This is a genomic window from Streptomyces sp. T39 (assembly GCF_008042045.1).
In the GTDB taxonomy this organism is placed as follows: Bacteria; Actinomycetota; Actinomycetes; order Streptomycetales; family Streptomycetaceae; genus Streptomyces.
Genome location: NZ_RDBP01000013.1, coordinates 63,787 through 86,813, shown reverse-complemented (window position 1 = coordinate 86,813; position 23,027 = coordinate 63,787). Strand labels below are relative to the sequence as shown.

20 protein-coding genes and 1 riboswitch are annotated in these 23,027 nt (G+C 74.6%); of the genes, 9 read left to right on the top strand and 11 right to left on the bottom strand.

The window, feature by feature from the left end; genetic code table 11:
* Positions 1-12 precede the first annotated feature (12 nt).
* Positions 13-159, bottom strand: a complete 147-nt coding sequence (locus tag EAO77_RS38655) for a hypothetical protein (RefSeq protein ID WP_187283287.1) — start codon at positions 157-159, stop codon at positions 13-15.
* 114 nt (positions 160-273) lie between these two features.
* Between EAO77_RS38655 and EAO77_RS17815 the strand changes: the two genes are divergently transcribed.
* Together EAO77_RS17815 and EAO77_RS17810 are read left to right on the top strand one after the other, a co-directional pair.
* Positions 274-996, top strand: coding sequence for a DUF6193 family natural product biosynthesis protein (locus EAO77_RS17815; protein WP_147989263.1), 723 nt, complete (start codon positions 274-276; stop codon positions 994-996).
* Positions 997-1,076: 80 nt separating this feature from the next.
* Entirely contained in the window at positions 1,077-1,310 is a 234-nt protein-coding gene (locus EAO77_RS17810) for a hypothetical protein (protein ID WP_147989262.1), read from the top strand.
* Positions 1,311-1,433: 123 nt separating this feature from the next.
* On the opposite strand, the gene EAO77_RS17805 is transcribed toward EAO77_RS17810, so the two are convergent.
* The 4 genes from EAO77_RS17805 to EAO77_RS17785 all read right to left on the bottom strand — a co-directional run bounded on the left by EAO77_RS17805 (position 1,434) and on the right by EAO77_RS17785 (position 6,331).
* Entirely contained in the window at positions 1,434-3,203 is a 1,770-nt protein-coding gene (locus tag EAO77_RS17805; protein WP_147989261.1) for an SDR family oxidoreductase, read from the bottom strand.
* Positions 3,200-4,072 (bottom strand): M24 family metallopeptidase, encoded by an 873-nt coding sequence (locus tag EAO77_RS17800; RefSeq protein WP_147989260.1) that lies wholly within the window; start codon positions 4,070-4,072, stop codon positions 3,200-3,202. Before EAO77_RS17800 ends, EAO77_RS17805 begins: the two co-directional genes overlap by 4 nt.
* Before the next feature lie 72 nt (positions 4,073-4,144).
* Positions 4,145-5,170, bottom strand: coding sequence for a PDR/VanB family oxidoreductase (locus EAO77_RS17795; protein WP_147989259.1), 1,026 nt, complete (start codon positions 5,168-5,170; stop codon positions 4,145-4,147).
* A 195-nt stretch (positions 5,171-5,365) separates the two neighbouring features.
* The gene (locus EAO77_RS17785) at positions 5,366-6,331 is read right to left on the bottom strand and encodes a universal stress protein (protein ID WP_147989258.1); all 966 of its coding nucleotides are present in this window, start codon (positions 6,329-6,331) and stop codon (positions 5,366-5,368) included.
* A gap of 234 nt (positions 6,332-6,565) precedes the next feature.
* Between EAO77_RS17785 and EAO77_RS17780 the strand changes: the two genes are divergently transcribed.
* Both EAO77_RS17780 and EAO77_RS17775 read left to right on the top strand, forming a co-directional pair.
* Positions 6,566-7,393, top strand: coding sequence for an HAD family hydrolase (locus EAO77_RS17780; protein ID WP_147989257.1), 828 nt, complete (start codon positions 6,566-6,568; stop codon positions 7,391-7,393).
* Entirely contained in the window at positions 7,390-9,816 is a 2,427-nt protein-coding gene (locus EAO77_RS17775) for a glycoside hydrolase family 65 protein (RefSeq protein ID WP_147989256.1), read from the top strand. Before EAO77_RS17780 ends, EAO77_RS17775 begins: the two co-directional genes overlap by 4 nt.
* Positions 9,817-9,867: 51 nt before the next feature.
* Here the strand turns inward: EAO77_RS17775 and EAO77_RS17770 are convergent, their stop codons facing one another.
* A complete protein-coding gene (locus EAO77_RS17770) occupies positions 9,868-10,488 on the bottom strand; it encodes a CBS domain-containing protein (protein WP_147989314.1) in 621 nt (206 codons plus the stop codon).
* A gap of 189 nt (positions 10,489-10,677) precedes the next feature.
* Between EAO77_RS17770 and EAO77_RS17765 the strand changes: the two genes are divergently transcribed.
* From EAO77_RS17765 to EAO77_RS17745, 5 genes are all read left to right on the top strand, one after another.
* The gene (locus EAO77_RS17765; protein ID WP_147989255.1) at positions 10,678-11,379 is read left to right on the top strand and encodes a helix-turn-helix domain-containing protein; all 702 of its coding nucleotides are present in this window, start codon (positions 10,678-10,680) and stop codon (positions 11,377-11,379) included.
* A 316-nt stretch (positions 11,380-11,695) separates the two neighbouring features.
* Positions 11,696-11,909: riboswitch (cyclic di-AMP (ydaO/yuaA leader) on the top strand.
* 4 nt (positions 11,910-11,913) lie between these two features.
* The gene (locus EAO77_RS17760; RefSeq protein ID WP_147989254.1) at positions 11,914-12,696 is read left to right on the top strand and encodes a transglycosylase SLT domain-containing protein; all 783 of its coding nucleotides are present in this window, start codon (positions 11,914-11,916) and stop codon (positions 12,694-12,696) included.
* A gap of 185 nt (positions 12,697-12,881) precedes the next feature.
* Complete coding sequence (locus tag EAO77_RS17755; protein ID WP_147989253.1) at positions 12,882-13,562, top strand: ABC transporter permease; 681 nt, start codon at positions 12,882-12,884, stop codon at positions 13,560-13,562.
* The gene (locus tag EAO77_RS17750; RefSeq protein WP_147989252.1) at positions 13,559-14,230 is read left to right on the top strand and encodes an ABC transporter permease; all 672 of its coding nucleotides are present in this window, start codon (positions 13,559-13,561) and stop codon (positions 14,228-14,230) included. The genes EAO77_RS17755 and EAO77_RS17750 overlap by 4 nt, the downstream gene beginning before the upstream one ends.
* Positions 14,227-15,186, top strand: coding sequence for an ABC transporter substrate-binding protein (locus EAO77_RS17745; RefSeq protein ID WP_147989251.1), 960 nt, complete (start codon positions 14,227-14,229; stop codon positions 15,184-15,186). Before EAO77_RS17750 ends, EAO77_RS17745 begins: the two co-directional genes overlap by 4 nt.
* A gap of 283 nt (positions 15,187-15,469) precedes the next feature.
* Here EAO77_RS17745 and EAO77_RS17735 read toward each other — a convergent pair whose 3' ends face one another.
* The 5 genes from EAO77_RS17735 to EAO77_RS17715 form a co-directional block, all read right to left on the bottom strand.
* Complete coding sequence (locus EAO77_RS17735; RefSeq protein WP_147989249.1) at positions 15,470-16,441, bottom strand: acetylxylan esterase; 972 nt, start codon at positions 16,439-16,441, stop codon at positions 15,470-15,472.
* Positions 16,442-16,575: 134 nt separating this feature from the next.
* Positions 16,576-17,739 carry an ABC transporter ATP-binding protein gene (locus EAO77_RS17730; RefSeq protein ID WP_147989248.1) on the bottom strand — a complete coding sequence of 388 codons (1,164 nt, stop codon included), beginning with the start codon at positions 17,737-17,739 and terminating at the stop codon, positions 16,576-16,578.
* A gap of 321 nt (positions 17,740-18,060) precedes the next feature.
* The gene (locus EAO77_RS17725) at positions 18,061-18,816 is read right to left on the bottom strand and encodes a hypothetical protein (protein ID WP_147989247.1); all 756 of its coding nucleotides are present in this window, start codon (positions 18,814-18,816) and stop codon (positions 18,061-18,063) included.
* A 400-nt stretch (positions 18,817-19,216) separates the two neighbouring features.
* Positions 19,217-20,698, bottom strand: coding sequence for a rhamnulokinase (locus tag EAO77_RS17720; protein WP_147989246.1), 1,482 nt, complete (start codon positions 20,696-20,698; stop codon positions 19,217-19,219).
* A 254-nt stretch (positions 20,699-20,952) separates the two neighbouring features.
* A complete protein-coding gene (locus EAO77_RS17715; protein ID WP_147989245.1) occupies positions 20,953-22,992 on the bottom strand; it encodes a bifunctional aldolase/short-chain dehydrogenase in 2,040 nt (679 codons plus the stop codon).
* Positions 22,993-23,027: the final 35 nt, after the last annotated feature.

Sequence of the window (23,027 nt, the reverse complement as noted above, 5' to 3'; positions counted from 1 at the left end):
CCCCGGCTCCGCTCAGCGGCCGACGCCGGCGAGGACGGCGGCGGGGGCGAACGTGCCGGCGAGGCCGGGTGCCCGGTACCCGGCGGTCCGGAGCCGGGTGCGCCCGGCGAGGGCCGTGTCGGCCGGCCACCGGAGGAAGCCGCAGAGGAGGACCGGCACTCCGTCACCGTCGCCGCATGCCGCGGCGCCCGGACCGCGCGCCCCGGGCACGGGCCGGACCCGGGTTGACGACACCGCGTTCACCATCCGGCTCCGGCACGGCACACTGCTCAGGTGAATCCCGACCTGTATCCCGATCTCGTCGCCGCGGGCGGCGTGGCCGCCGCCGTGGAGCGCACGGCGGCCGGAATGGCGACCGCCGTGCGGGTGGTGGTCGCCGACGGCCAGACGTCTCTCGCGGCGGTCGACCCGCCCGCGGTGCCGCCGCGCCGGCCGCTCGTCCTGCGTCTGGCGGCGGACCGGCGCCTGTTCACGGTGGGTGGGTGGAGCCGGGGAGTCGAACTCGTCCGGGGCTCGACGACCGACCTCGGGGACGTCGTCGCGGCGGCCGTGGCCTGGGGCGAGGGCAGGAGTCTCGGCGACCTGCACGCACTCTTCCCGTTCCTGTCGTCGGACGAGCAGGCGATGGCGCACGAGACCGGTCCGGAGGCGGTGGTCGACCTCCAGTGGCGGCTGCTGCGGGAGCGCGCCGCCGGTGAGACCGGTTTCCCCGCGTTCGGGCTGCTCGTCGAGGCGGCGTACGCGCAGCCGGTGCTCCGGCGGCTGTCCGTGTTCTCCAGCCACTGGGTGCTGGGCTTCAGCGCCGGTACCGGCCCGTCGTCCGGGGCCGAGGTCGCCGTGGCGCCCGCGTACGGTGGTCGGCCCTACGAGGTGCGGAGATTCCTCCACGAGGGGGTGATCGGCGAAGCCGGGACCGCCGAGGAGGCCGTTGCCCTGGCGATCGCCCGTCTTCCGGCGGACCTCGGTCCGGCCCGCGCCGCCCCGGACGACCGCTGATCCGGCGGAGCACCGTGCCGGCACCCCGTGTTCTGTCCGTTGGCGGTGGTGAAACGGCGGAAGCGGGGCAGGTGACGAGTATGCAGACCCTCCTCCTGTCCCCCGCCGGGGACGCCGCGCACGACGCCGCGCACACGACCGCCGCCAGGTTCCGGCACGGCGCCTACGCGGAGCCGTGCCCCACGTGCCACGTCCCGGCCGGGGCGCTCTGCCTTGCCCGGCGGGCCGTGCACGCCGCCCGCCGGGAGGCGTACCGCAGGAAGCACCTGACCGCCGCCCGCCCGTGGTCCCCCGTTCGCACTGCCCACGGATGACCGGCGGCCGCCGGACGTCCGGCGGGCCGCACCTGCCCGCTCGGCCGCGCCCCGTCACGGGGCGCGGCCGTGGACCCGCGGGCCGCTGCTCCGTGCGGGGGAGGGGCGGCGGGCGGCGCGGTCTCAGCGGCCGACGTCCAGCCGTGCCGCGGCCCGCAGCACGCCGGGGGCGAGGCGGCTGAGCACCCGTGCCGCCCGGGCCTCGAACGTCACCGGGACGACGGCGCGCCGGTCCGCGACGGCGCGCAGGATATGGCCGGCGACCTTCTCCGGCGGGTAGTTGCGCCGCGCGTACATCTTCGACACCCGCTTCTGCCGTGCCGCCAGCCGTTCGCCGTCGAGACCCGAGAACGTGGTCGTCCGCGTGATGGCGGTGTTCACCACCCCGGGGCAGATCGCGGTGACCCCGATCCCGTGCGCGGCCATCTCGGCGCGCAGGCAGTCCGACAGCATCAGGACCGCGGCCTTGCTGGTCGCGTACGCGGCCAGCACCTTGGAGGGCAGATAGGCCGCCGCCGAGGCGAGGTTGACGATGTGGCCGCCCCGGCCCCGTTCCGTCATCAGGGCGCCGAAGGCGCGGCAGCCGTGGATGACGCCCCAGAGGTTCACGTCGAGGACGCGCTGCCACTCCTTCTCCGTGGTCTCGAGGAACGTGCCGGAGTGGCCGATGCCCGCGTTGTTCACCACGATGTCCGGCACCCCCTGCCGGGCCGCGACCTCGGCGGCGAAGGCGTCGACCGCCGGGCCGTCGGAGACGTCGACCCGCCAGGCGTGCGCGGTCGCCCCCAGCAGGCCGGCCAGTACGGCGGTCCGCTCGGCGGCTTCGAGGTCGAGGTCGCACAGGGCGAGATCGGCGCCCTGCTCGGCGAAGGCGAGCGCGGTGGCCCGCCCGATCCCGCTGCCCGCCCCGGTGACGACGGCGAGTCTGCCCGCGAACCGGCCCTGACGGCCGCCCTGTTCACCGGCGGGGGACGCTGCCGGGAGCACGCGGCCCTCGCGGTGTGCGACGAATTCTCCGACCATACGGGCCACGACGGGTCCTTTCTCCAGAAGCGCCGACCAGTGGGTGGCGTCGAGCGTGTGCTGCCGCAGGTCCGGAACCCAGCGTCCGAGGTCCTCGGCGAGCGCGGCGCCGACGTAGTGGTCCTGCCGGAGTCCGAGGATCTGCACGGGGACGCGGGTCGGCCGCCGCCGCGGACGCAGCAGCCGGGGCAGCATGTTGGCGCGGTAGAGGTGGATGCCGTGGACGGCGTCCTCGGCCAGCGTCGGCTGCGGGTGCCCCGGGCGGGGCGTGACGCCCTCGGCGACCCGCAGCACCGTGTCCCAGCGCCCGGCGAGCCCGTGCCGCCAGGCGGCCGGCGCCACCACCGGCAGATGGAACGCGCCGATGTACCAGGAGTGGGCCAGCTGGTTCAGCAACTGGCCGATGTGACGCGGTGTGGGGTGCGCCATCCGCCGGCGGATCCAGTGCCCGACGTGGTCGAGGCAGGGGCCCGAGATCGACGTGTACGTGGCGATCCGGGTGTCGGCGCCGGGCCGGGTGACCGCCTCCCAGGACTGGATGGAACCCCAGTCGTGTGCGACCAGGTGCACGGCACGGCCGGGGCTGACCGCGTCCGCGACCGCGAACAGGTCGTCGGCCAGCAGCTCCAGCCGGTAGTCGCGTCGGCGTGACGGACGGCCGGAGGCGCCGGCGCCGCGCACGTCGTAGCGGACGACGTGGTGGTCCGCGGCGAGGACCGCCGCGACGTCGTCCCACACACGGTGGGTGTCCGGGTAGCCGTGCACCAGCAGCACGGTGGGCCGCCCGGGGTCGCCCTGCTCCCACACCGCGAGCCGGACCCCGGCACCGGTGACCTCGCGCCGGCGCGGTGCCGGCGTGGCGGCGGTCATCGGGCGGCCGCCGACTGCCACCGGCGCACGTGCGGCAGATCGTCGTCGAGCCAGTAGGCGTCGTCCTCGGTGACGACCAGCAGCTCCTCGAACTTCAGGCCGACGTCGCGGAAGCCGATGTGCGGTTCGACGGCCCACAGGCCCGGCGTGGGCGCGTGCCGGGAGGAGCGGCCGCCCGCCCACAGAGGGGAGCGCCCGTGCAGGCGTTCGCCGACGAGCTCCCGTCCGAGTGTCTGGAGGGTGCGCACGCCGAAGCCGAGGACGCTCACGCCCGCCGGCCCCCGGGTGGTCGTGCGGGTGACCTGGTGGCCGATGACCCGGCCGGGATAGACCCGGTGGCGGTTGTCGTACCCGTGGCGGTCGATCAGGGCGTCCACCGCGGCGTAGACCTCGGCCAGTGTCCGGCGGGCCCGCATCTCACGGACGATCAGTTCGCGGTACTCGCGCAGGTCGAGGGCGATCCGGTCCCAGACCGGGTTGTCGCCGACCTTGCCGGCGTATCCGATGTCGGCGGTGTAGCCGTCGACCACCGGCGCGCAGTCGAGCACGTACGGCATGCCCTCGGCCAGGGTACGGCTGCCGGCGAAGAACTGCAGAGGGGTCCGGAAGTGCCGGAACGCCGTCCGGTCGCCGAACCAGGCGAACGGTATGTGGAAGAAGTCCTGGACGCCCTCGGCGACCAGTTCCCGGCGCAGCCGGGCCGCCGCCCGGCGTTCGGTCACGCCGGGCTCCAGCCAGTCGCCGACCCGCTGGGCGCAGGCGTAGGCGAGCTGCTGGAGTTCGCGGAAGCGGCTGAGATCGGTGTCGTCGTAGGGGAAGGAGGGGACGCGCGCGGAGCGTGTCCCGCGGGCGGGTGCGTGGGTGCTCATGGTCGGGCCTTCGGTCGGGGAGGGAACGGCGGGGGCGGGTGCGCTTCGCAGGCGGGATCCGGACGAGGCGGTCTAGAGGTCCAGTTCGAGGCGGGCGCCCTCGGGAGCGCGCGAGACGCACACCCGCATCCGGCCCTGGGCCCTCTCGTGCTCGGTGAGCCTCCCGTCGCGGTGCTCGACCTGCCCGGCGGTCACCCGCACGGTGCAGACGCCGCAGAAGCCCTGCCGGCAGGAGTAGGGCGTCGCCGGGTCGCGCTCCAGCAGCACGTCGAGGACGGACCTGTCCGCCGGTACGGCGAGCACCTCGCCGCCGCGGCGCAGGGCGACCTCGAACGGCCTGCCGTCCCTGACGGGCGCGGCGGTGAAGCGTTCGGTGTGGAGCGATCCCGCACCGCTTTCGCCGAAGGCGGCGCGCACCGCGTCGAGCATCGGGCCGGGACCGCAGCAGTACACGGCGCGGCCCGCGGCCCGCCGGAGCAGGGCGCCGCCGTCGGGGATGCCGTGCTCGTCGTCCGGCAGGATCTCCACCCGGCCGTCCGCGCCCGCCAGCCGGCGCAGCTCGTCGGCGAACGGCATGGAGGCGCGGGAGCGGCCGGTGTGCACGAGGTGCCAGTCGAGGCCGCGCCGGGCCGCCTCGCGGGCCATGGGCAGGACCGGGGTGATGCCGATGCCGCCCGCGACGAACAGCACCGACGGCTCGGCGGCGAACGGGAAGGCGTTGCGCGGCCCCTTGACCCGCACCCGGGTTCCGGCGGGCAGCGCGTCGTGCACCTCGTCGGAGCCGCCGCCGGGGCCGCCGGTACGGCGGACGGCGATGCGGTAGCCGTACCGGTCGCCCGGATCACCGCACAGCGAGTACTGCCGGGTGCGGCCCGAGGGCAGCACCAGGCCGAGGTGGGCCCCGGGCTGCCAGCGGGGGAGCGGAGCTCCGTCCGGTGCCGTCAGCCGCAGCGCCACGACGCCGTCGGCCGCGTCCTCGCGGGAGGCGACCACGAGGGGGAGGGAGGCGGGGCGCGGCGCGGGCCGGTGCCGWCCGCGGCGGTCGGCACCGGTGACCAGCGGCAGGTAGCGGTCGGAGAACGCGGCGAGGAAACGCATCAGCCGGTCGCCGCGGTCGCGGCCGTACAGGTCGGGCGGCAGTCCGGGATCCGCTCCCCCGCTGGCAGCCCGGGGCCCACCTCGGCCTGGTGCTGCCCTCGGGCCGCACCCGGCAGTACTCGCTGTGCGGTGATCCGGGCGACCGGTGGTGGTGCACGCGGTGCGGGTGCCGCTGTTCCACGCGCACTCGGCCGCCTACCGGGAGCAGGCCGAGGCGGAGGCGGCCGCCGTCCTCACGGCGGCCCTGGAGCCGTGGCGGCGGCGCTTCCCTTCGGTGAGCGTCACGGAACGGGCGGTGCCGGGGGCCGCCGCCCAGGTCCTGGTGGAGGAATCGGCCGGCGCCCTGCAATGGTGCATCGCCGCGTGCGTGACGTGCCCGATGTGCGGGACCAGGGGCGCGTGCCGGATCCGCCGGCCGACCACCACCAGCAGGGCGCCGGCCGATTCCTCCACCAGGACCTGGGCGGCGGCCCCCGGCACCGCCCGTTCCGTGACGCTCACCGAAGGGAAGCGCCGCCGCCACGGCTCCAGGGCCGCCGTGAGGACGGCGGCCGCCTCCGCCTCGGCCTGCTCCCGGTAGGCGGCCGAGTGCGCGTGGAACAGCGGCACCCGCACCGCGTGCACCACCCGCAGCGCGCAGTCCCGCCGTCCGGCCGCCGCGAAGGCGAAGGCGAGCACGTCGTCGGTGCCGGTGTGCAGGTCCACCCCGGCCACCACCTCCCGGTCCGGCGTGCCGCCGTCACCCGCCCGGACCACCACCACGGGCACCTCGGTGGCGCCGACGACGGCCGATCCGACCGACCCCATCAGCGCGCCCGCCACGGTGCCGAGGCCGCGGGAGCCGAGGACCATCAGTTCGGACCCGGCGGCCTCGATCGCCAGCGCGGCGGGCGGGCGCCCCGACAGCAGCCGGGTCGCGATGTCGGTCCCGGGATGGTGTTCGCGCAGTTCGGCCGCCGCCGCGTCCAGCAGCCGGTGCGCCCAGCGCCGGTGGTCGTCCCGGTCGATCGTGGGCGCGGCCACCGCCAGCGGCAGCGGCCACTCCTCGACGTGCACCAGCAGCAGCCGTGCGTCGCGCAGCGCGGCCTCCCGCGCCGCCCAGTGGGCCGCGGCGAGGCTCTCCGGGGAGCTGTCGACCCCGGCGGTCACATGGCGGGGCATCACCGCCTCCTTCGGACCGCCCGGCGGCGGTCACGCCTCCAGGTTCGCCCCGGCGGGCCCCGCGCGTCGCGCGGAAGCGTTCGGCAGGCGCGCCACGGGGTACCCGGCGATCCTGATCAGGGTGGCTCCGCCCGCGTCCGGCGCCGCGGCGCGGGACGTGACGGGGCCGTCGCACACGACGGGGGAGTGGCGCGAGGGGCCACGGGCCGGAGGGGCCGAGCAGGAAGGACCCGCATGAGCGACGCCAGGACGTGGTGGCCGCACGGCGCGCCGGCCACGGGACGACGGAGCTTCGACGCGGTCGTCCTCGACACCGACGGTGTGATCACCGACTCGGCCCGGGTGCACGCCGCCGCCTGGAAGACCGCCTTCGACGCCTGTCTGCGGGACCGGCCGCCGGACGAGCCCGGTGACCGGCGCCCGTTCGACGTCACGACGGACTATCTGCGTTATGTCGACGGCAGGTCGCGGCAGGACGGCGCGGCGGCCTTCCTCGCCGCCCGCGGGGTGCCGATTCCGGCGGGGAGTCCCGAGGACCCGCCCGGCACGGACACCGTGGGCGCGGTCGCGGCGTACAAGGAGCAGCTGTTCACCCGGCGGCTGGCCGAGGACGGCATCGAGGCCTATCCGGGCACCCTGCGGCTGCTGCGTCGGCTGCGCACCGGGCCCGTGCCCACCGCGGCCGTGTCGGCTTCGCGCCATGCCCGGGAGCTGCTCACCCGCGCCGGTGTCATGCCGTGTCTCGACGCGCTCGTGGACGGCGGCGAGGCGGCCCGGATGGGCCTGCCCGGCAAACCGGACCCGGCGCTCTTCCTGGAGGCGGCGGCCCGGCTCGCGGTGCCGCCGGAGAGCTGCGTGGTCGTCGAGGACGCGCTGGCCGGTGTGGAGGCGGGCCGCCGGGGCGGCTTCGGACTGGTCGTCGGCGTCGACCGGACCGGCGGCCCGGGGACGGCCGCCGCGCTGCGGGACCACGGCGCCGACCTCGTCGTCCGCGACCTCGCCGATCTGCTCGACGACGATGCGCCGCCCGGACGCACCGAGCCACCGGAGGAGTGGGCATGACGGACTGGCTGTGGGAGTACGAAGGCTACGACCCGGCCGCCGAGCGTCTGCGGGAGGCGCTGTGCACGCTGGGCAACGGCTACTTCGCCACACGGGGCGCGGCTCCCGAGTGCACGGCCGGCGAGGCGCACTACCCGGGGACGTACGCCGCCGGCTGCTACAACCGGCTCACGTCCACGGTCGCCGGCCGCGAGGTCGAGAACGAGGACATGGTCAATCTGCCGAACTGGCTGCCGCTGCGCTTCCGGACGATTGGCGAGGGCGGCCCGGATCCCTGGTTCACCCCGGACGGGGAGGGCCTGCGCGAGCACCGGCAGCAACTCGACCTGTTCGGCGGGACGCTGGAGCGCACGGTGCGGTACGAGGACTCGGGAGGGCGGACGCTGACGGTGCGCCAGCTGCGTATGGTGCACATGGCAGACCCGCATCTCGCCGGTCTGCGCACCGAGTTCACGGCCGAGGGCTGGTCGGGCCCGATCGAGGTGGAGGCCGCCCTCGACGGCGGCGTCACCAACAGCGGTGTCGCCCGCTACCGCCGCCTGGACGGCGGCCACCTCGTCCATGTCGGCGCCGGTGACGCCGCCGACATCGACGGCGGTGACGGCGCCGACGACGTCGTGTGGCTGCGCTGCCGCACCCGGACGTCGGACATCCGCGTGGGCATGGCGGCACGCACCACCGTCGACGGGGCGGCCGGGCACGAACGCGCGCGGGGCGACCACGAGCCCACGCGCGCGGTGCAGCGGCTGCGGCTCTCGCTCGCGGACGGACGGCCGCGCACGGTCGACAAGACCGTGGCGCTGCACACCTCGCGCGACACGGCGATCAGCGACCCCCTGCACGCCGCCGCCGACCGGGTCCGCCGGGCGCCCGGCTTCGACGTGCTCCTGGCGGCGCACCGGACGGCGTGGCGCCAGCTGTGGCGCAGGGCGGCGCTCGACGTGCCGGGGGAGGCCGGACGCATCCTGCGGCTGCATCTCTTCCACGTGCTCCAGACCCTGTCGCCGCACACGGCGGACCTCGACGTCGGTGTGCCCGCGCGGGGGCTGCACGGCGAGGCGTACCGGGGCCACATCTTCTGGGACGAGCTGTTCGTCCTGCCCTACCTCAACCTGCGCTTCCCCGAGGTCTCCCGCGCCCTGCTGACCTACCGCTACCGCAGGCTGGAGCAGGCGCGCCGGCTCGCCCGCGACTCCGGTCACCGGGGCGCGATGTACCCGTGGCAGAGCGGCAGCGACGGACGGGAGGAGACCCAGCAGCTGCACCTCAACCCGCGCTCCGGCCGCTGGCTGCCGGATCATTCGCGGCTCCAGCACCATGTCGGCTCCGCCATCGCGTACAACGTCTGGCAGTACTGCGAGGCCAGTGGCGACGCGGAGTTCCTGCACACCAAGGGCGCCGAGATGCTCACCAGGATCGCCCGCTTCTGGGCGGACTTCGCCGACTGGGACCCGGAACTCGGCCGCTACCGCATCCGGGGGGTGGTGGGGCCCGACGAGTACCACGAGGCGTATCCGGACGCCGTGCGTCCGGGTCTCGACGACAACGCGTACACGAACGTCACGGCGGCCTGGGTGATCGCCCGCGCCCTCGACCTCGTGCGGGACCTGCCGGAGCCCCGGCGTGTCGACCTCTTCGAGCGCACCGGGCTGGAGGCCGCGGAGCTGGAGCACTGGCGGGAGGTGTCGACCCGGCTGTACGTGCCCTTCCACCACGGGGTGATCAGCCAGTTCCACGGTTACGGCGAGCTCGCCGAGCTCGACTGGGAGGGGCTGCGCGCGCGGCACGGCGACATCCGCCGTCTGGACCGGGTGCTGGAGGCCGAGGGGGACACCGTCAACCGCTACCAGGCGTCCAAGCAGGCCGATGTGCTGATGCTCGGCTACCTGTTCTCCCCGGCCGAGCTGCGCGGCCTGTTCCAGCGGCTCGGGTACGAGCTGGACGACGAGACCTGGCACCGGACCGTGGACTACTACCTGCGGCGCACCAGCCACGGCTCCACCCTCAGCGGGCTGGTCCACGGCTGGGTGCTCTCCCGGGTGCGCCGGGAGGACGCGTGGGAGTTCTGCCGCGAGGCGCTGGAGGGCGACATCGCCGATCTCCAGGGCGGCACCACCGAGGAGGGCGTGCACCTGGGGGCCATGGCGGGCACCCTCGACCTGGTCCAGCGGGGGCTGACCGGCATGGAGACCAGGTCCGGATCGCTGTGGTTCGACCCGGTGCCCTCGCCGGAGCTGACCGAGTACGGCTTCACCATGCGCTATCACGGGCACTGGGGCGTCCGCGTGGCCGTGCGGCCGGGGGAACTGCGGATCGGGCTGCCGCCGTCGGCCGACGGCCTGCCGATCGGCGTGCGGCTGGGCGGGCGCTCGGTCGTCCTGGAGCCGGGCACGTCGTGCGTGCTGCCGCTCCCGGAGGCGTGACGCCGCCCGGACGGGGGTCCGCGAGGGACGGCCGTCCGGGCGGGGACGTGCTCAGGCCGGTGCCCCGGGGCGGCCCGCCCGGTCGTCCCGGTCGAAGTCCAGACGGTTGACGACCTCCACCACGCCGTCGACGCTGCGGCACAGACGGTCCACGATCCGTACCAGCGACCGCCGCTCCACGGTGCCGCTGAGGGTCACCCGCCCGTCGTCCACCTGGACGCCCACGGCGGCGGGGGAGACCCCGAGGGTGCCGGCGAGCACGTCCTCGACGATCTCCTCCTGGATGGACCGGTCGCGGCGCAGGAAGAGCTGGAGCAGGTCGCTGCGGCTCACCACTCCGATGAGGTGTCCGTCGTCGTCCACCACGGGCAGCCGCTTGATGCGGCGCTCCTCCATCACCCGGGCCGCCCGCACGGCACTCCACCCGGGCCGCGCGACGACGGCCGGGCTGGTCATCAGCCCCTCCGCCGTGTCCGAGACCGTGCCGCCGGTGTGGCGGCGCAGCAGGTCGGCCTCCGACACCACGCCGACCGGCCGGCCGTCGTCGTCGATCACGGGCACGGCGGTGATCCCGTACTCGTCGAGCAGCCGGGCGATCTCCTTGAACGACGTGCCGCGCTGGGCGACGACCGCCTCGGGAGTCATCAGGTCGGCCACGGAGCGGTGTCTCATCGCGCACCGGTCCAGCGGTTCATTCGGCACCTCCATGATCCAGCGGTCCTTTAAGGGCCAGTATTTCCGAGTCTGTCCCGCGCCGGGGCGGCGGGGTGTGCCGCCGTGCGGGGCGGTCGGGTGCTGGCTACGGTGGGCGCGGGGCGAGCCACCCGCCGTACCCGTACGCCGAGAGGGAAGGGCACCACCATGTCCGGACAAGCGCACTCGGAAGCGGCCGGCCCGGGCGGGGGGCGTGCGACCGGCGACATCGGCCGCAGGGTGGCGGCCCGGAGACGTCAGCTGGGCCTGTCGCGGGAGGATCTCGCACTGCGGGCCGCGTCGGCGCCCGGGTACATCGAGTACCTGGAGGAGAAGACCGCCGCGCCCGGCATGGGATTCCTTTTGCGGCTGGCCGACGCGCTGGAGACCACGGTCACGGCGCTGACGGGCGGGGACGCGGAGCAGGCGAGGGGTGTGGGGCGCGCCGGGTACCACCCTCAGCTGGTGGAGCTGGGGACCGACGAGTGCTGGACGCTGCTGGGGACGCACGGGGTCGGCCGTGTCGCGGTGACCGCGCCGGACGGACCGGCGATCCTGCCGGTGAACTATGTCGTCGCCGACCGTGAGGTGGCCTTCCGGACGTCGGCCGGCGCGCTGCCCGGCCGGGCAGCGGGCGGGGAGACCGCCTTCGAGGTCGACCACATCGACGAGGCGTTCAGCCAGGGCTGGAGCGTGCTGGTCGTCGGCGCGGCGAGGACGGTCACCGACGAAGCCGGGGTGAGCCGGCTGGACGGCCTGGCGTACTCCGAGCCCTGGGCGGGCGGGGAGCGGGACCTGTGGATCGCGCTGTCGGCGGAGCGGGTCACCGGCCGGCGGATCCTGGTACGGGGCGCACCCGGCACGATGTAGTGCAAATCGGTCATTACGCACCAAGGGTCCCGTGTGCTCCGGGCCTTGATCCCCGCGTTTCCCACTCGCCCCTGATGTCCGATTCGTTGGGCATTGGGATGATGTCGTGCGGTTGTGTGGCGGCTGGTGACATCCGTCACGCGGGGGGTCGCGAAAACTGATCTTCCCGGCCGCATTTCCCCATCCCCCTGCGTGAATTGATGGTCCGTCGGAATCACTTCAACATCATTCTCCGGGCTCCTCCGGGTGTGCCGCATTGCGGCTGTGAATTCCAGGCTTGTTCCTTTGCGTCCTTCTCGCCTACGGTCACGGCATTCCGGACAGGACGCCGAATCCTGCCGCTGTCCGGACACCCGACCAGAGACTTCGACGGCAGGAGCGGGGGAACCAGGTAGGCCGCCGTGACGGAGGACGGCCCGGAGACATCCGGGCCCGGCGCCGCCACGGCTAGGGGTGAAGCCGCGCACCGCGCGGCCGGGCATCTCCAGCCCGAACCCGACAGCTCACCTCGCAGGCGACGGAGAGGAATTCGTCATGCCTGCATCCGGCAAGCACCGCCGCAACCGGTCCAGCCGTCTCACCCGTGGCCTCCTCGTGGCCGGCACGGGCGGCGCCGCGCTCGTCCTGCCCGTGATCGCCGCGACCTCCGCGAGCGCCGCCCAGCCGGCCGCCGCCAAGGCCGCCGTCACGGCTCCCGCCCCCGCCAAGAAGGCCGCCAAGACGTACACCGTCGTCGCCGGCGACACCCTGTCGAAGATCGCCGCGAAGCAGTCGGTCTCCGGCGGCTGGAAGAAGCTCTACAACGACAACCGCCGCAACATCGGCGCGGACCCGTCGCTGATCCACCCCGGCCTGAAGCTCACCATCGGCGCCAAGGCCGCGCCCACCGCGGACCGCACGGCCGACACCGCCCGTGCCGACCGTTCCGAGAAGCGTGCCGTCCCGGCCGCCGGCAAGAGCGCCCCGGCGGCCCGGCCCGCCGCGGCCAAGACCTACGCCGACAACCTCGACGGCTGGATCCGCGAGTCGCTCGACATCATGGCGCGGCACGGGATCCCCGGCTCCTACGAGGGCATCCACCGCAACGTCATGCGGGAGTCCTCCGGCAACCCGCTGGCGATCAACAACTGGGACATCAACGCCGTCAACGGCGTGCCGTCGAAGGGCCTGCTCCAGGTCATCAAGCCGACCTTCGACGCCTACCACGTCCCGGGCACCGCGAACGACCAGTACGACCCGGTCGCCAACATCGTCGCCGCCTGCAACTACGCGGCCGACCGCTACGGTTCGATCGACAACGTGAACGGTCCCTACTGACCGGACCAGCCGGCCCCACGGGGCCGCCGCACCGCACCGGGGCCTTTTCGCCGACACGTCGGCGAAAAGGCCCCGGCCGCATTCACGCCGGCATTGCGCAAGCGGTCCCGTGTCCGGTTGCCCATTGCTCCCGGAAAGGCGCAACCCAGCGCGCGCCCTCGCGTTCCCGAAGCTGCAATGGACAGATGACGGCGCCCCCCGACGACTGCCTCGCACGCAACGAATGGATCTGCGGCGACTATCTGTCCAGCCGCAGCGGGATCCTCACCGACGCCGTGCTCCAGCACCTGCGGCTCACCTTCCTCGCGGTGCTCCTCGGACTGGTCCTCGCCGTCCCGCTCGCGGTCGCCGCGCGCCGCTGGGGATGGGCGGCCGCCCCCGTCCTCGGCCTCACGACGATCCTCTACACCATCCCGTCGCTGGCGATGTTCTCGCTGCTCCTGCCCCTCTACGGGCTCTCCGCCTCACTCGTCGTCGCCGGCCTCGTCCTCTACTCGCTCACCCTGCTCGTACGCAACATCCTCACCGGGCTGCGCGGCGTACCGGAGGAGACCCGTCAGGCGGCACGCGGCATGGGCTACGGACCCGTGCGCCTGCTCTGCGCGGTGGAACTGCCGCTGGCGCTGCCCGCGGCCATGGCAGGACTGCGCATCGCCACCGTCTCCGCCGTCTCCCTGGTCACCATCGGGGCCATCGTCGGACACGGCGGGCTCGGCAACCTCATCTACTCGGGGATGAACACCTACTTCAAGGCCCAGGTGCTCACCGCCTCCGTGCTCTGCGTCGTCATCGCCGTCGCCGCCGACCTGGTCCTGCTGCTGCTCCAGCGGGCGCTGACGCCGTGGGCCCGCAAGGGGGCCGCGTGAACACCCTCGCGGACACCTGGGACTGGCTCACCACCGGCGCCAACTGGTCGGGGGACGGCGGCGTCGCGCAGCGGCTGGCCGAGCACCTGTACCTCACCGTCGTCTGCCTCGCCCTCAGCTGCCTGATCGCCCTGCCCGTCGCCCTCGTCCTCGGACACCTCGGCAGGGGAGGTGCGCTCGCCGTCAACCTCTCCAACGCCGGCCGCGCCGTGCCCACCTTCGCCGTCCTCGTCCTGCTGCTGCTCAGCCCGATCGGCGCCTGGGGCTCCTGGCCGACCGTCATCGCCCTGGTGCTCTTCGCCGTGCCGCCGCTGCTGACCAACGCCTACGTCGGCATGCGCGGCGTCGACCGGGACGTCGTCCGCGCCGCCCGGGGGATGGGCATGACGGGCGCCCAGACCCTCGTGCGCGTCGAACTCCCCCTCGCCATGCCGCTGATCGTCACCGGACTGAGGATCGCCGCCGTGCAACTGGTGGCCACCGCCACCATTGCGGCACTCGCCGGCGGCGGCGGACTCGGCCGCGTCATCACCGCGGGCTTCAACCTCGCCTCCACGCCGCAGGTGGTCGCCGGCGCGGTGCTCGTGGCGGCCCTGGCCCTGGTCGTGGAGGCGGTGTTCGAGGCCGCGGGGCGACTGGCCCCGCGACGCGGCGGGAGCGTCGCATGAGAGCGCGTCTCGCGCTCGCGGCGGCGGCGCTGCTCGCCGCCGGAGCCTGTGCGACCGGCCCGTCCCTGGAGAACCGCGGCGAGATCACCGCCTCTCCCGGCGACAGCCGCCGGCTGACCGTGGGGACGGCCGGATTCACCGAGAGCGAGCTGCTCGCCCGGATGTACGCCCTCCTGCTGGAGGACGCCGGATACGACACCGAGATCCTCTCGGTCACCAACCGCGAGCTGTACGAACCGGCGCTGGAGAGCGGTCGGATCGACGTGGTGGCCGAGTACGCCGCCACCTTCGCCGACTGGCTCTCCGCCAAGGTCCACGGACCCGACGCGCCCCCGGCGGGCTCACCCGACCTGGGCGAGACCATGACCGCGCTGCGCGCCCTCGCCGCACCGCGCGGCCTCAGCGTGCTCGACCCGGGCCGGGCCGTGGACCAGAACGCCTTCGCCGTCACCCGCGAGTACGCCGCGGAGCACGGTCTGCGCACCCTCAGCGACCTCGGCCGGTCACGGCAGCCCGTCCGTCTCGCGGCCGGCGACGAGTGCGTCGAGCGCCCCTACTGCGCGCCCGGGCTGCGCGAGACGTACGGCATCGACGTCACCGCCGTCGACCCCAAGGGCGTCGGCACCACCCAGGCCAAGCAGGCGGTCAGCCGCGGCGACGACCAGATGGTGCTCACCACCACCACCGACGCCACCCTCGACGAGTTCGGCCTCGTCCTGCTCGCCGACGACAAGCGGCTCCAGAACGCCGATCACATCGTGCCCGTGGTCAACCGGGCGCGGGCGGGCGGCAGCGGCGTCACCCGTGTCCTGGACCGGCTCAACACCGTGCTCACCACCGCCGACCTGGCCCGCCTCAACCGACAGGTCGACAGCTGGCGGCGGCTCCCCGAGGACGTCGCCCGGGCCTACCTCGCCTCGAAGGACCTGCTGGGCCGGAGCCGGTCGCGGACGTAGCGCCGTCCGCCCTGAGGCCGCACCCGGCGGCGTCCGGCGCCTGCACTCGCAGGCGGCGGACGTCCTCGTACCGGGTGCCGCCGCCGAGACCGTCCGCGGCGGGCCAGTCGTGCACCCGCAGCCGTGAGATCCCGGTGCCGCCGGGCAGGCCGCCGTACGGGAGGGGCGGGGTGGGCGCCGTCACCACAGGTCTCCTCAAGGCGCCGACGCCGTAGAAAGCGCTTTCCCGACGCCAGTCCAGGCCCGTCGGCACCCACGGTCAGGGGCTCCGGCCCCGTGCGCGTCAGGCGCCGAGACGCCCCGGAAGCCACGCGAGCCGGGCGGCCTCCTGGAAGACCCCGCCACCCTCGTGGTCGTTGAAGTCGTAGACCTCGATCGCCTTGTCCGCACCGGTGTACGCGTTGAACGCGGCGAACACCGTGGACGGCGGGCACGTCTGGTCCTCCAGCGCCACCGAGAACAGCGCGGGGGCGTTCGCCCGGGCCGCGAAGTGGACGCCGTCGAAGTACGAGAGTGTGCGGGCCGCCTGGCCGGAGCGGCCCCGGTGCGTCTTCAGCCAGTTGCCCACCTCCCGGTACGGGTGACGGTCGGTCAGCGTGGTGGCACGGGGGAAGTCGCACAGGAACGGCACGTCCGGCGCGACGGCCGCCAGATCCGGCACCAGACCGCTCACGGCGATCGCGATGCCGCCGCCCTGGCTGGCGCCGACCGCCGCCGTCCGCTCCGCGTCCGTCAGCGGGTGGGACCGGGCCGCCTCGACGGCACGGACGGCGTCCGTGAACACCCGGCGGTAGTAGAAGTCGTGCGGGTCCTCGATGCCGCGGGTCATGAACCCGGGGAAGGACGGTGCGCTGCCGACCGGATCGGGGGTGTCGCCGGGGGCCCAGCCGCTGCCCTGGCCGCGGGTGTCCATCACGAAGTGAGCGAACCCCGCCGACGCCCACAGCAGATGGGTGTGCGACAGCCCCCGCCCGCCGCCGTAGCCGAGGAACTCGACGACCACCGGCACCGGCCGGGTGGTCCCCGCCGGAAGGACCAGCCAGCCCTTCACGGGGTGCCCGCCGAATCCGGCGAACGTCACGTCGTGCACCTCCACCGATCTCAGCGGCGTGTCGACGCGCTCGAAGCGCGCCGCGAGGTCGTGGCCGCGTGCGTCGTCCAGTGTCTTCGTCCAGAACGCGTCGAAGTCGGCGGGAGCGGCGGATTCGCTGCGGTACTCGCGCAACTCGTCGAGGGGGAGATCGAACAGGGCCATGGGAACCACCTTCGGTACGGGTCGAAGGAGCAGATCAACACGGCTCCCGGCGCCGGGGCAAGTGCCGTCCGGGGGGCGGGCATCCGCCGCCGGGACACCGTGCCGGGGGAGTGCGGGGCGGCGGGGCTCGCCGTCTACGCGTCCGGGACGGAGTCGAACTCGACCTCGTCGCGGGGCAGGCCCCGGGCGTCGGCGCCGACCGAGCGGCGCAGCGCCTCGTGCAGCCGGGCGGGGGTGAGGACGCCGAGGAAGCGCTCGCCGTCCAGCACGGCCACCCAGCCCGCGTCGTGCTGGAGCATCTCGCTGAAGGCCTGCTTGAGCGGTGCCCCGACGGGCACCCACGCGTCCATCCGCCGGGCCAGGTCGCCGACCGTGCCGTGCTCGCCGGCGAGGGCCAGCGACCCGGCCGGCACCCAGCCGTGGAGCGCGCCCGCGCCGTCGGTGACCACCGCCCAGGGGGCCCCGCCGGAGCGCAGCCGCGCGGCGGCCCGCGACGCCGGCTCGTCGAGCGTGGCGAGCGGCGGCTGCTCCAGGTCGGCGGCCTCCACGGCGGTGACCGACAGCCGCTTCAGGCCCCGGTCGGCTCCCACGAAGCCGGCGACGTAGGGGGTGGCGGGGGTGCCGAGGACCGCGCGCKGGGTGTCCAGCTGCTCGATCCTGCCCTGCCCGTACACGGCGATCCGGTCACCCATCCGGACCGCTTCCTCGATGTCGTGGGTGACCATCAGGATCGTCTTGCGGACGGCCGACTGGAGGGCGAGGAACTCGTTCTGCAGTCGTTCGCGCACCACCGGGTCCACCGCGCCGAAGGGTTCGTCCATCAGCAGCACCGGCGGGTCGGCCGCCAGCGCGCGGGCCACTCCGACGCGCTGGCGCTGGCCCCCGGAGAGCTGCGCCGGGTACCGCCCGCCGTACACCGAGGGGTCGAGGCCGACCAGTTCCAGGAGTTCGGCTGCCCGGGCGCGGGCCCGGGACCGCTTCCAGCCGAGGAGGGCCGGGACGGTCGCGGTGTTGTCCAGGACGGTGCGGTGGGGGAAGAGGCCGACCTGCTGGATGACGTAGCCGATGCGGCGGCGCAGGGCCACCGGGTCGACGGAGGCGATGTCGGAGCCGTCGACCAGGATCCGGCCGGTGGTCGGTTCGATGAGGCGGTTGACCATCATCATGGTGGTCGTCTTGCCGCAGCCCGACGGGCCCACCAGCGTGACCAGTTCGCCCTCGGCGACCTCGAAGGAGAGCCCGTCGACGGCGGTCGTGCCGTCCGGGTAGACCTTGCCGACCTGCTCGAACCGGATCACGCCCCCACGCTACGAGCGCCCGCGGGGCGGCGCACACGGGCCCGGACCGTACGGGTCGGGTGTGCGGCGCCCGGCCCGCGGGATTCGCCGGCTCCCTTGCCGAGCGCCGGGCACGCCTGCTATTCCATTCCGTTAGGAAAGTTTCCTTCCAATCAGACGCCGGCCCCGGCCGGCCGTCTGGCCTCCGATGCATCGGTTCTGTCCGGCCCATCCGCCCAGCCAACGGAGACCCCCCATGAGACCGGCACGGTTCTTCACCCGCCCGCTCGGCGGCGTCGGCGTCCTCGCCGCCGAGCGGGCGGGTGAAGAACCGTGCCGGTCTCATGGGGGGTCTCCGTTGGCTGGGCGGATGGGCCGGACCCACCCCCTCCTGAGCCCCTCCAGCCAGGCCGGCGGCAGCTCGCAGACGTCCCACTCGGCCTCCAGCGGCCCGGGGACGCAGGACAGGCGCTCCAGGACGGCGACGCTGGTGGGGGAGTGGAGCAGGGAGTGTCGGCCGTGGATGGCCGTGGGGCTGCCCGGCCCGTACCGGGCGTAGAGCCGCTCCAGACGGGGGCGGTGTTCCGAGGCGAACTCCGCGAGGCGGCCCGCGTATCCGGCCCGCCGGCGGGGGTCCATGGTGGCGAGGACGGCCACCAGCACCTGTTCCGAGACCTCGGGATCGAGATCGGAGATCTCGGTGAACGACAGGTACAGCGGGGTGATCGCCACCCGCGCGCGTTCCACCTCCATCGTGCGCACGGGGGGAAGCGGCTGGGCCGCGGACGCCGGCGGCCCGGCGGCCACGGCCTGCCGCAGCGCGCGGGCGGCGACGTCCCCGAGGTCGTCGGTGACCGACCGGGCGCCGTCGAGCCAGCCGCTCGTGTAGAGGTCGCCCTTGCCCTCCGGGGCGTCCCGCCCGCCCCCGCCGACCTCCTCGTGGGCCAGCGCGACGGCGCCCGCCTCGACGATGCGGACCAGCTCCTCCGCGTCACCGGTGAACAGGCCGGCCCGGCCGAGGTACCCGAGGAGCGTCTGCCTCGCGTTGAGGATGCTGGCCGCGTCCAGCTGCTGTCGTCCGTCGTCGCCGGCGTCCACTGACGTTCTCCTCCTCGCGCGTGCCCTGTGGTGCGCGTACGCGCCGCGCTCCGCCGGGAACGGGTTCCCGGATGCCGGGGCCGCCCGAGGGGCGCGGTGTGCGCACGTGTCGTCGATCATGGCGCGTCGGAGTGCCGAACGGGTAGTAGGCGGGCTCGTCGACGACACGGAGACGGCCGTGCGGCCGTGCGGGGCCGGGGGCGGACGCCGCGGACGGGCCGCCCGGAACAGCCGCTTCCGGTCCGCACGGGGAGCCGCCCCGGACCACGCAGCACCGGCCCCGGTCCCGGCAGCACCGGCTCCGGTGCCGGCACCACCGGTCCGGGGGGGAGCAGCACCGGCTCCGGTGCCGGCACCACCGGTCCGGGGGGAGCAGCACCGGCCCCGGGCCGGCCGGTGGTCAGCCGCCGAGCCCGAGGCGCTCCGCGGCGGCGGCCCAGGCCGCGCCGTCGGGGCGGGCCGTGTAGTGGTCCAGCTCCTGCGTGGAGCGCAGCAGCGCCCGCAGGTCCGACAGCGAGCCGCTCAACGCCCCGGCCGCCCGCGCCTGCACCAGCACATTGCCCAGCGCGGCCGCCTCGGCGGGCCCGGCGACGACGGGGAGCCCGCACGCGTCGGCGGTCAGCTGGCACAGCAGCGCGTTGCGCGCCCCGCCGCCGACCACGTGCACGACCTCCACCCGCCTGCCGGAGAGCGCCCGGGCCCGCGCGACGGTCTCGCGGTGGGCGAGCGCCAGCGAGTCCAGCACGCACCGGGTGAACTCGGCCGGGGTGCGGGGGACGGGCTGGCGGGTGGCGGCACACGCGTCCGCGATGCGCCGGGGCATGTCCCCGGGGGCGATGAAGGCCGGGTCGCCGGCGTCCACGACGAAGCGCAGCGGTGGCAGCTGCGCCGCCTCCGCGAGCAGGGGGCCGAGTTCCTGCGGGTCCCCCTGGTCGGCCCAGGTGCGCATGCACTCCTGGAGCAGCCACAGGCCCATGACGTTGCGCAGGTAGCGGACGGTGCCGTCCACCCCCAGCTCGTTGGTGAAGTTGGCCCGGCGCGAGGCCTCGGTCAGCACCGGCTCGTCCAGCTCCAGTCCGACCAGCGACCAGGTGCCCGTGGCGATGTAGGCGAAGTCGACACCGGCCGCAGGGACACCGGCGACGGCCGATGCCGTGTCGTGCGAGCCGACCGCCGTCACCGGAACGGGGCCGGTCAGGCCGGTGTCGGCCAGCACCTCGGGCAGCAGCGTGCCGGCCGCGTCGCCGGGGCTGCGCAGCGGAGGGAAGAGCGAGAGGTCGATCCCGGTCCGACGGGCCACCTCCCCGGACCAGTCACGGGTGCGGGGGTCGACCAGCTGGGTGGTCGACGCGTTGGTGATCTCCGTTCCCTTCAGGCCCGTGAGCCAGTAGGAGACGAGGTCCGGGATCAGCAACAGGTCCTCTGCGGCGGCGAGTTGCGGGGTGCCCCGGGCCGCGGTCAGCTGGAGGACGGTGTTGAACGGGAGGTGCTGGAGGCCGGTGGCGGCGTACAGGTCCTCCGGGGGGATCACCGCATGGACCTTCTCCGCGGCTCCTTCGGTGCGCGGGTCCCGGTAGTGGACGGGGTTGCCCAGCAGGGCCCCCGTCGCGTCGAGCAGCCCGTAGTCGACGGCCCAGCTGTCCACGCCCACGCCGTCGAGCCGACCGCCCGCCGCCCTGCCCGCCTCGCGCAGACCGTCGAGCACACCCCGGTACAGGGCGAGGACGTCCCAGTGCAGCGTTCCCCCGACGCGCACCGGCCGGTTGGGGAACCGGTGCACCTCGGTCAGGCGCAGGGTGCCGGGTCCGACGCTGCCGAGCATCACGCGCCCGCTGGAGGCGCCCAGGTCGACGGCGGCGAACGTACGCGGGGTGGATGACATGGGTCCTCGCAGTGGTGCGGCGGGCAGGAGGGGACGGGGAGGGGGCGTTCGCCCGGGGTGTGGATCCCCCGGACGCCCGGCCGGCACGGTGACGGCCCGGCGTCCGGGGAGCCGGTGCCCCCCTGTGGAGCGGGGCGGATCGGCGAGCGGGGCCCGGGGCCGCCCCGGGTGCGGGACGGGGCGGCCCCGGATGCGCGGCGGGCAGGGTGGCACCCGCCGCGCGGCGGGTGCCACCCTGCCCGCCGCGTCGTCCGTCAGCGCAGGAAGGCGGTGGCGACGCCGGCGTCGACGGGGATGTGGAGCCCGGTGGTGTGGGTGAGCTCGCCGCCGGTGAGGGCGAAGACGGCGTTCGCGACGTGTTCGGGCAGGACTTCGCGCTTGAGGATGGTGCGCTGGGCGTAGAACTCGCCGAGCTTGTCCTCCTCGATGCCGTAGGTGGCGGCGCGCTGGGCGCCCCAGCCGCCGGCGAAGATGCCGGAACCGCGGACCACGCCGTCGGGGTTGACGCCGTTGACGCGGATGCCGTGCTCGCCCAGCTCGGCGGCGAGCAGACGCACCTGGTGGGCCTGGTCGGCCTTGGTGGCGGAGTAGGCGATGTTGTTCGGTCCGGCGAAGACGGCGTTCTTGGAGGCGATGTAGACGATGTCGCCGCCGAGTTTCTGCGCGGCCATCAGCCGGGCGGCCTCACGGGAGACGAGGAACGAGCCGCGGGCCATGATGTCGTGCTGCAGGTCCCAGTCCCGGGCGGTGGTCTCCAGCAGCGGCTTGGAGATGGAGATGCCGGCGTTGTTGACGACCAGGTCGACACCGCCGAAGGCCAGCGCGGCCTCCCGGAAGGCGGCGGCGATCTGCTCCTCGGACGTGACGTCGACGGTGACGGCCACGGCCCTGTCCGGGCCGCCGAGTGCGGCCGCGACGGCCTGCGCGTTCTCGGTGTTCAGGTCGGCGACGACGACACAGGCGCCCTCGGCCGCTAGCCGGTGGGCGATGGCCCGGCCGATGCCGGAGCCGGCACCGGTGACGAGCGCGACCCGGGTGGCGAGCGGCTTGGGCTTCGGCATCCGCTGGAGCTTGGCCTCCTCCAGCGCCCAGTACTCGATGCGGAACTTCTCCGACTCCTCGATCGGCGCATAGCTGGAGACGGCCTCGGCGCCCCGCATCACGTTGATCGCGTTGAGGTAGAACTCGCCCGCCACCCGGGCGGTCTGCTTGTCCTTGCCGAAGGAGAACATGCCCACGCCCGGGATCAGCACGATCGCCGGGTCGGCGCCGCGCATCGCGGGCGAGTCGGGGGCGGCGTGCCGCTCGTAGTAGGCGGCGTACTCCTGCCGGTAGGCGGTGTGCAGCTCGGCCAGCCGGGCCACCGTCTCGTCCAACGGCGCTGCCGGGGGCAGGTCGAGGACCAGCGGGCGGACCTTGGTGCGCAGGAAGTGGTCGGGGCAGGAGGTGCCGAGCGCGGCGAGGCGCGGGTGCTCGGCGCGGGCGGTGAAGTCGAGCACCGTGTCGGAGTCGTCGAAGTGGCCGACCTGGGGCCGGTCCTTCGAGGCGATGGCGCGGATGTGCGGGGCGAGGGCGGCGGCCCGCTCCCGGCGCTCGGCCTCGGGCAGCGGCTGGTAGCCGGCCAGGAGCGGGCCGAACGGCTCGGGGCGGCCCTTCTCGGCCAGGAAGGATTCGGCGGTGCGGATGATGTGCAGCGAGTTGGCCTCGCACTCCTCGCTGGTGTCGCCCCAGGCGGTGATCCCGTGGCCGCCGAGGATGCAGCCGATCGCCCGCGGATGGGCGGCCTTCACCGCCGCGATGTCCAGCCCGAGCTGGAAACCGGGGCGTCGCCACGGCACCCACACCACGCGGTCGCCGAAGCACTCGGCGGTCAGCTTCTCCCCGTCCGCGGCGCAGGCGAGTGCGATACCGGAGTCCGGGTGCAGGTGGTCGACGTGCGCGGCGTCCACGAGACCGTGCATGGCGGTGTCGATGGACGGTGCCGCGCCGCCCTTGCCGTGCAGGCAGTAGTCGAACGCGGCGACCATCTCGTCCTCGCGCTCGACGCCGGGGTAGACGCCCTCCAGGGCCCGCAGCCGGTCCAGGCGCAGCGCCGCCAGCCCGCCCTCGGTCAGGGTGCCCAGGTCGCCGCCGGAGCCCTTCACCCACATCAGTTCCACGTCACCGCCGGTGACGGGGTCGGTGGCGGTGCCCTTCGCGGAGGTGTTGCCGCCGGCGTAGTTGGTGTTCCGGGGATCGGCGCCGAGCCGATGGGACCGGGCGAGCAGCGAAGCGGCTTCGGGATGGGATGCCATGTGCGTCATTCCTTCTGGGACGGATCTGCGGGTAC

Excerpts from the sequence above, each read along its gene's own strand:
- EAO77_RS17810 (WP_147989262.1), top strand. The coding sequence starts at position 1,077 with ATGCAGACCCTCCTCCTGTCCCCCGCCGGGGACGCCGCGCACGACGCC.
- EAO77_RS17805 (WP_147989261.1), bottom strand. The coding sequence starts at position 3,203 with ATGACCGCCGCCACGCCGGCACCGCGCCGGCGCGAGGTCACCGGTGCC.
- EAO77_RS17800 (WP_147989260.1), bottom strand. The coding sequence starts at position 4,072 with ATGAGCACCCACGCACCCGCCCGCGGGACACGCTCCGCGCGCGTCCCC.
- EAO77_RS17785 (WP_147989258.1), bottom strand. The coding sequence starts at position 6,331 with ATGCCCCGCCATGTGACCGCCGGGGTCGACAGCTCCCCGGAGAGCCTC.
- EAO77_RS17780 (WP_147989257.1), top strand. The coding sequence starts at position 6,566 with ATGAGCGACGCCAGGACGTGGTGGCCGCACGGCGCGCCGGCCACGGGA.
- EAO77_RS17775 (WP_147989256.1), top strand. The coding sequence starts at position 7,390 with ATGACGGACTGGCTGTGGGAGTACGAAGGCTACGACCCGGCCGCCGAG.
- EAO77_RS17770 (WP_147989314.1), bottom strand. The coding sequence starts at position 10,488 with ATGAGACACCGCTCCGTGGCCGACCTGATGACTCCCGAGGCGGTCGTC.
- EAO77_RS17765 (WP_147989255.1), top strand. The coding sequence starts at position 10,678 with ATGTCCGGACAAGCGCACTCGGAAGCGGCCGGCCCGGGCGGGGGGCGT.
- EAO77_RS17760 (WP_147989254.1), top strand. The coding sequence starts at position 11,914 with ATGCCTGCATCCGGCAAGCACCGCCGCAACCGGTCCAGCCGTCTCACC.
- EAO77_RS17755 (WP_147989253.1), top strand. The coding sequence starts at position 12,882 with ATGACGGCGCCCCCCGACGACTGCCTCGCACGCAACGAATGGATCTGC.
- EAO77_RS17745 (WP_147989251.1), top strand. The coding sequence starts at position 14,227 with ATGAGAGCGCGTCTCGCGCTCGCGGCGGCGGCGCTGCTCGCCGCCGGA.
- EAO77_RS17735 (WP_147989249.1), bottom strand. The coding sequence starts at position 16,441 with ATGGCCCTGTTCGATCTCCCCCTCGACGAGTTGCGCGAGTACCGCAGC.
- EAO77_RS17720 (WP_147989246.1), bottom strand. The coding sequence starts at position 20,698 with ATGTCATCCACCCCGCGTACGTTCGCCGCCGTCGACCTGGGCGCCTCC.
- EAO77_RS17715 (WP_147989245.1), bottom strand. The coding sequence starts at position 22,992 with ATGGCATCCCATCCCGAAGCCGCTTCGCTGCTCGCCCGGTCCCATCGG.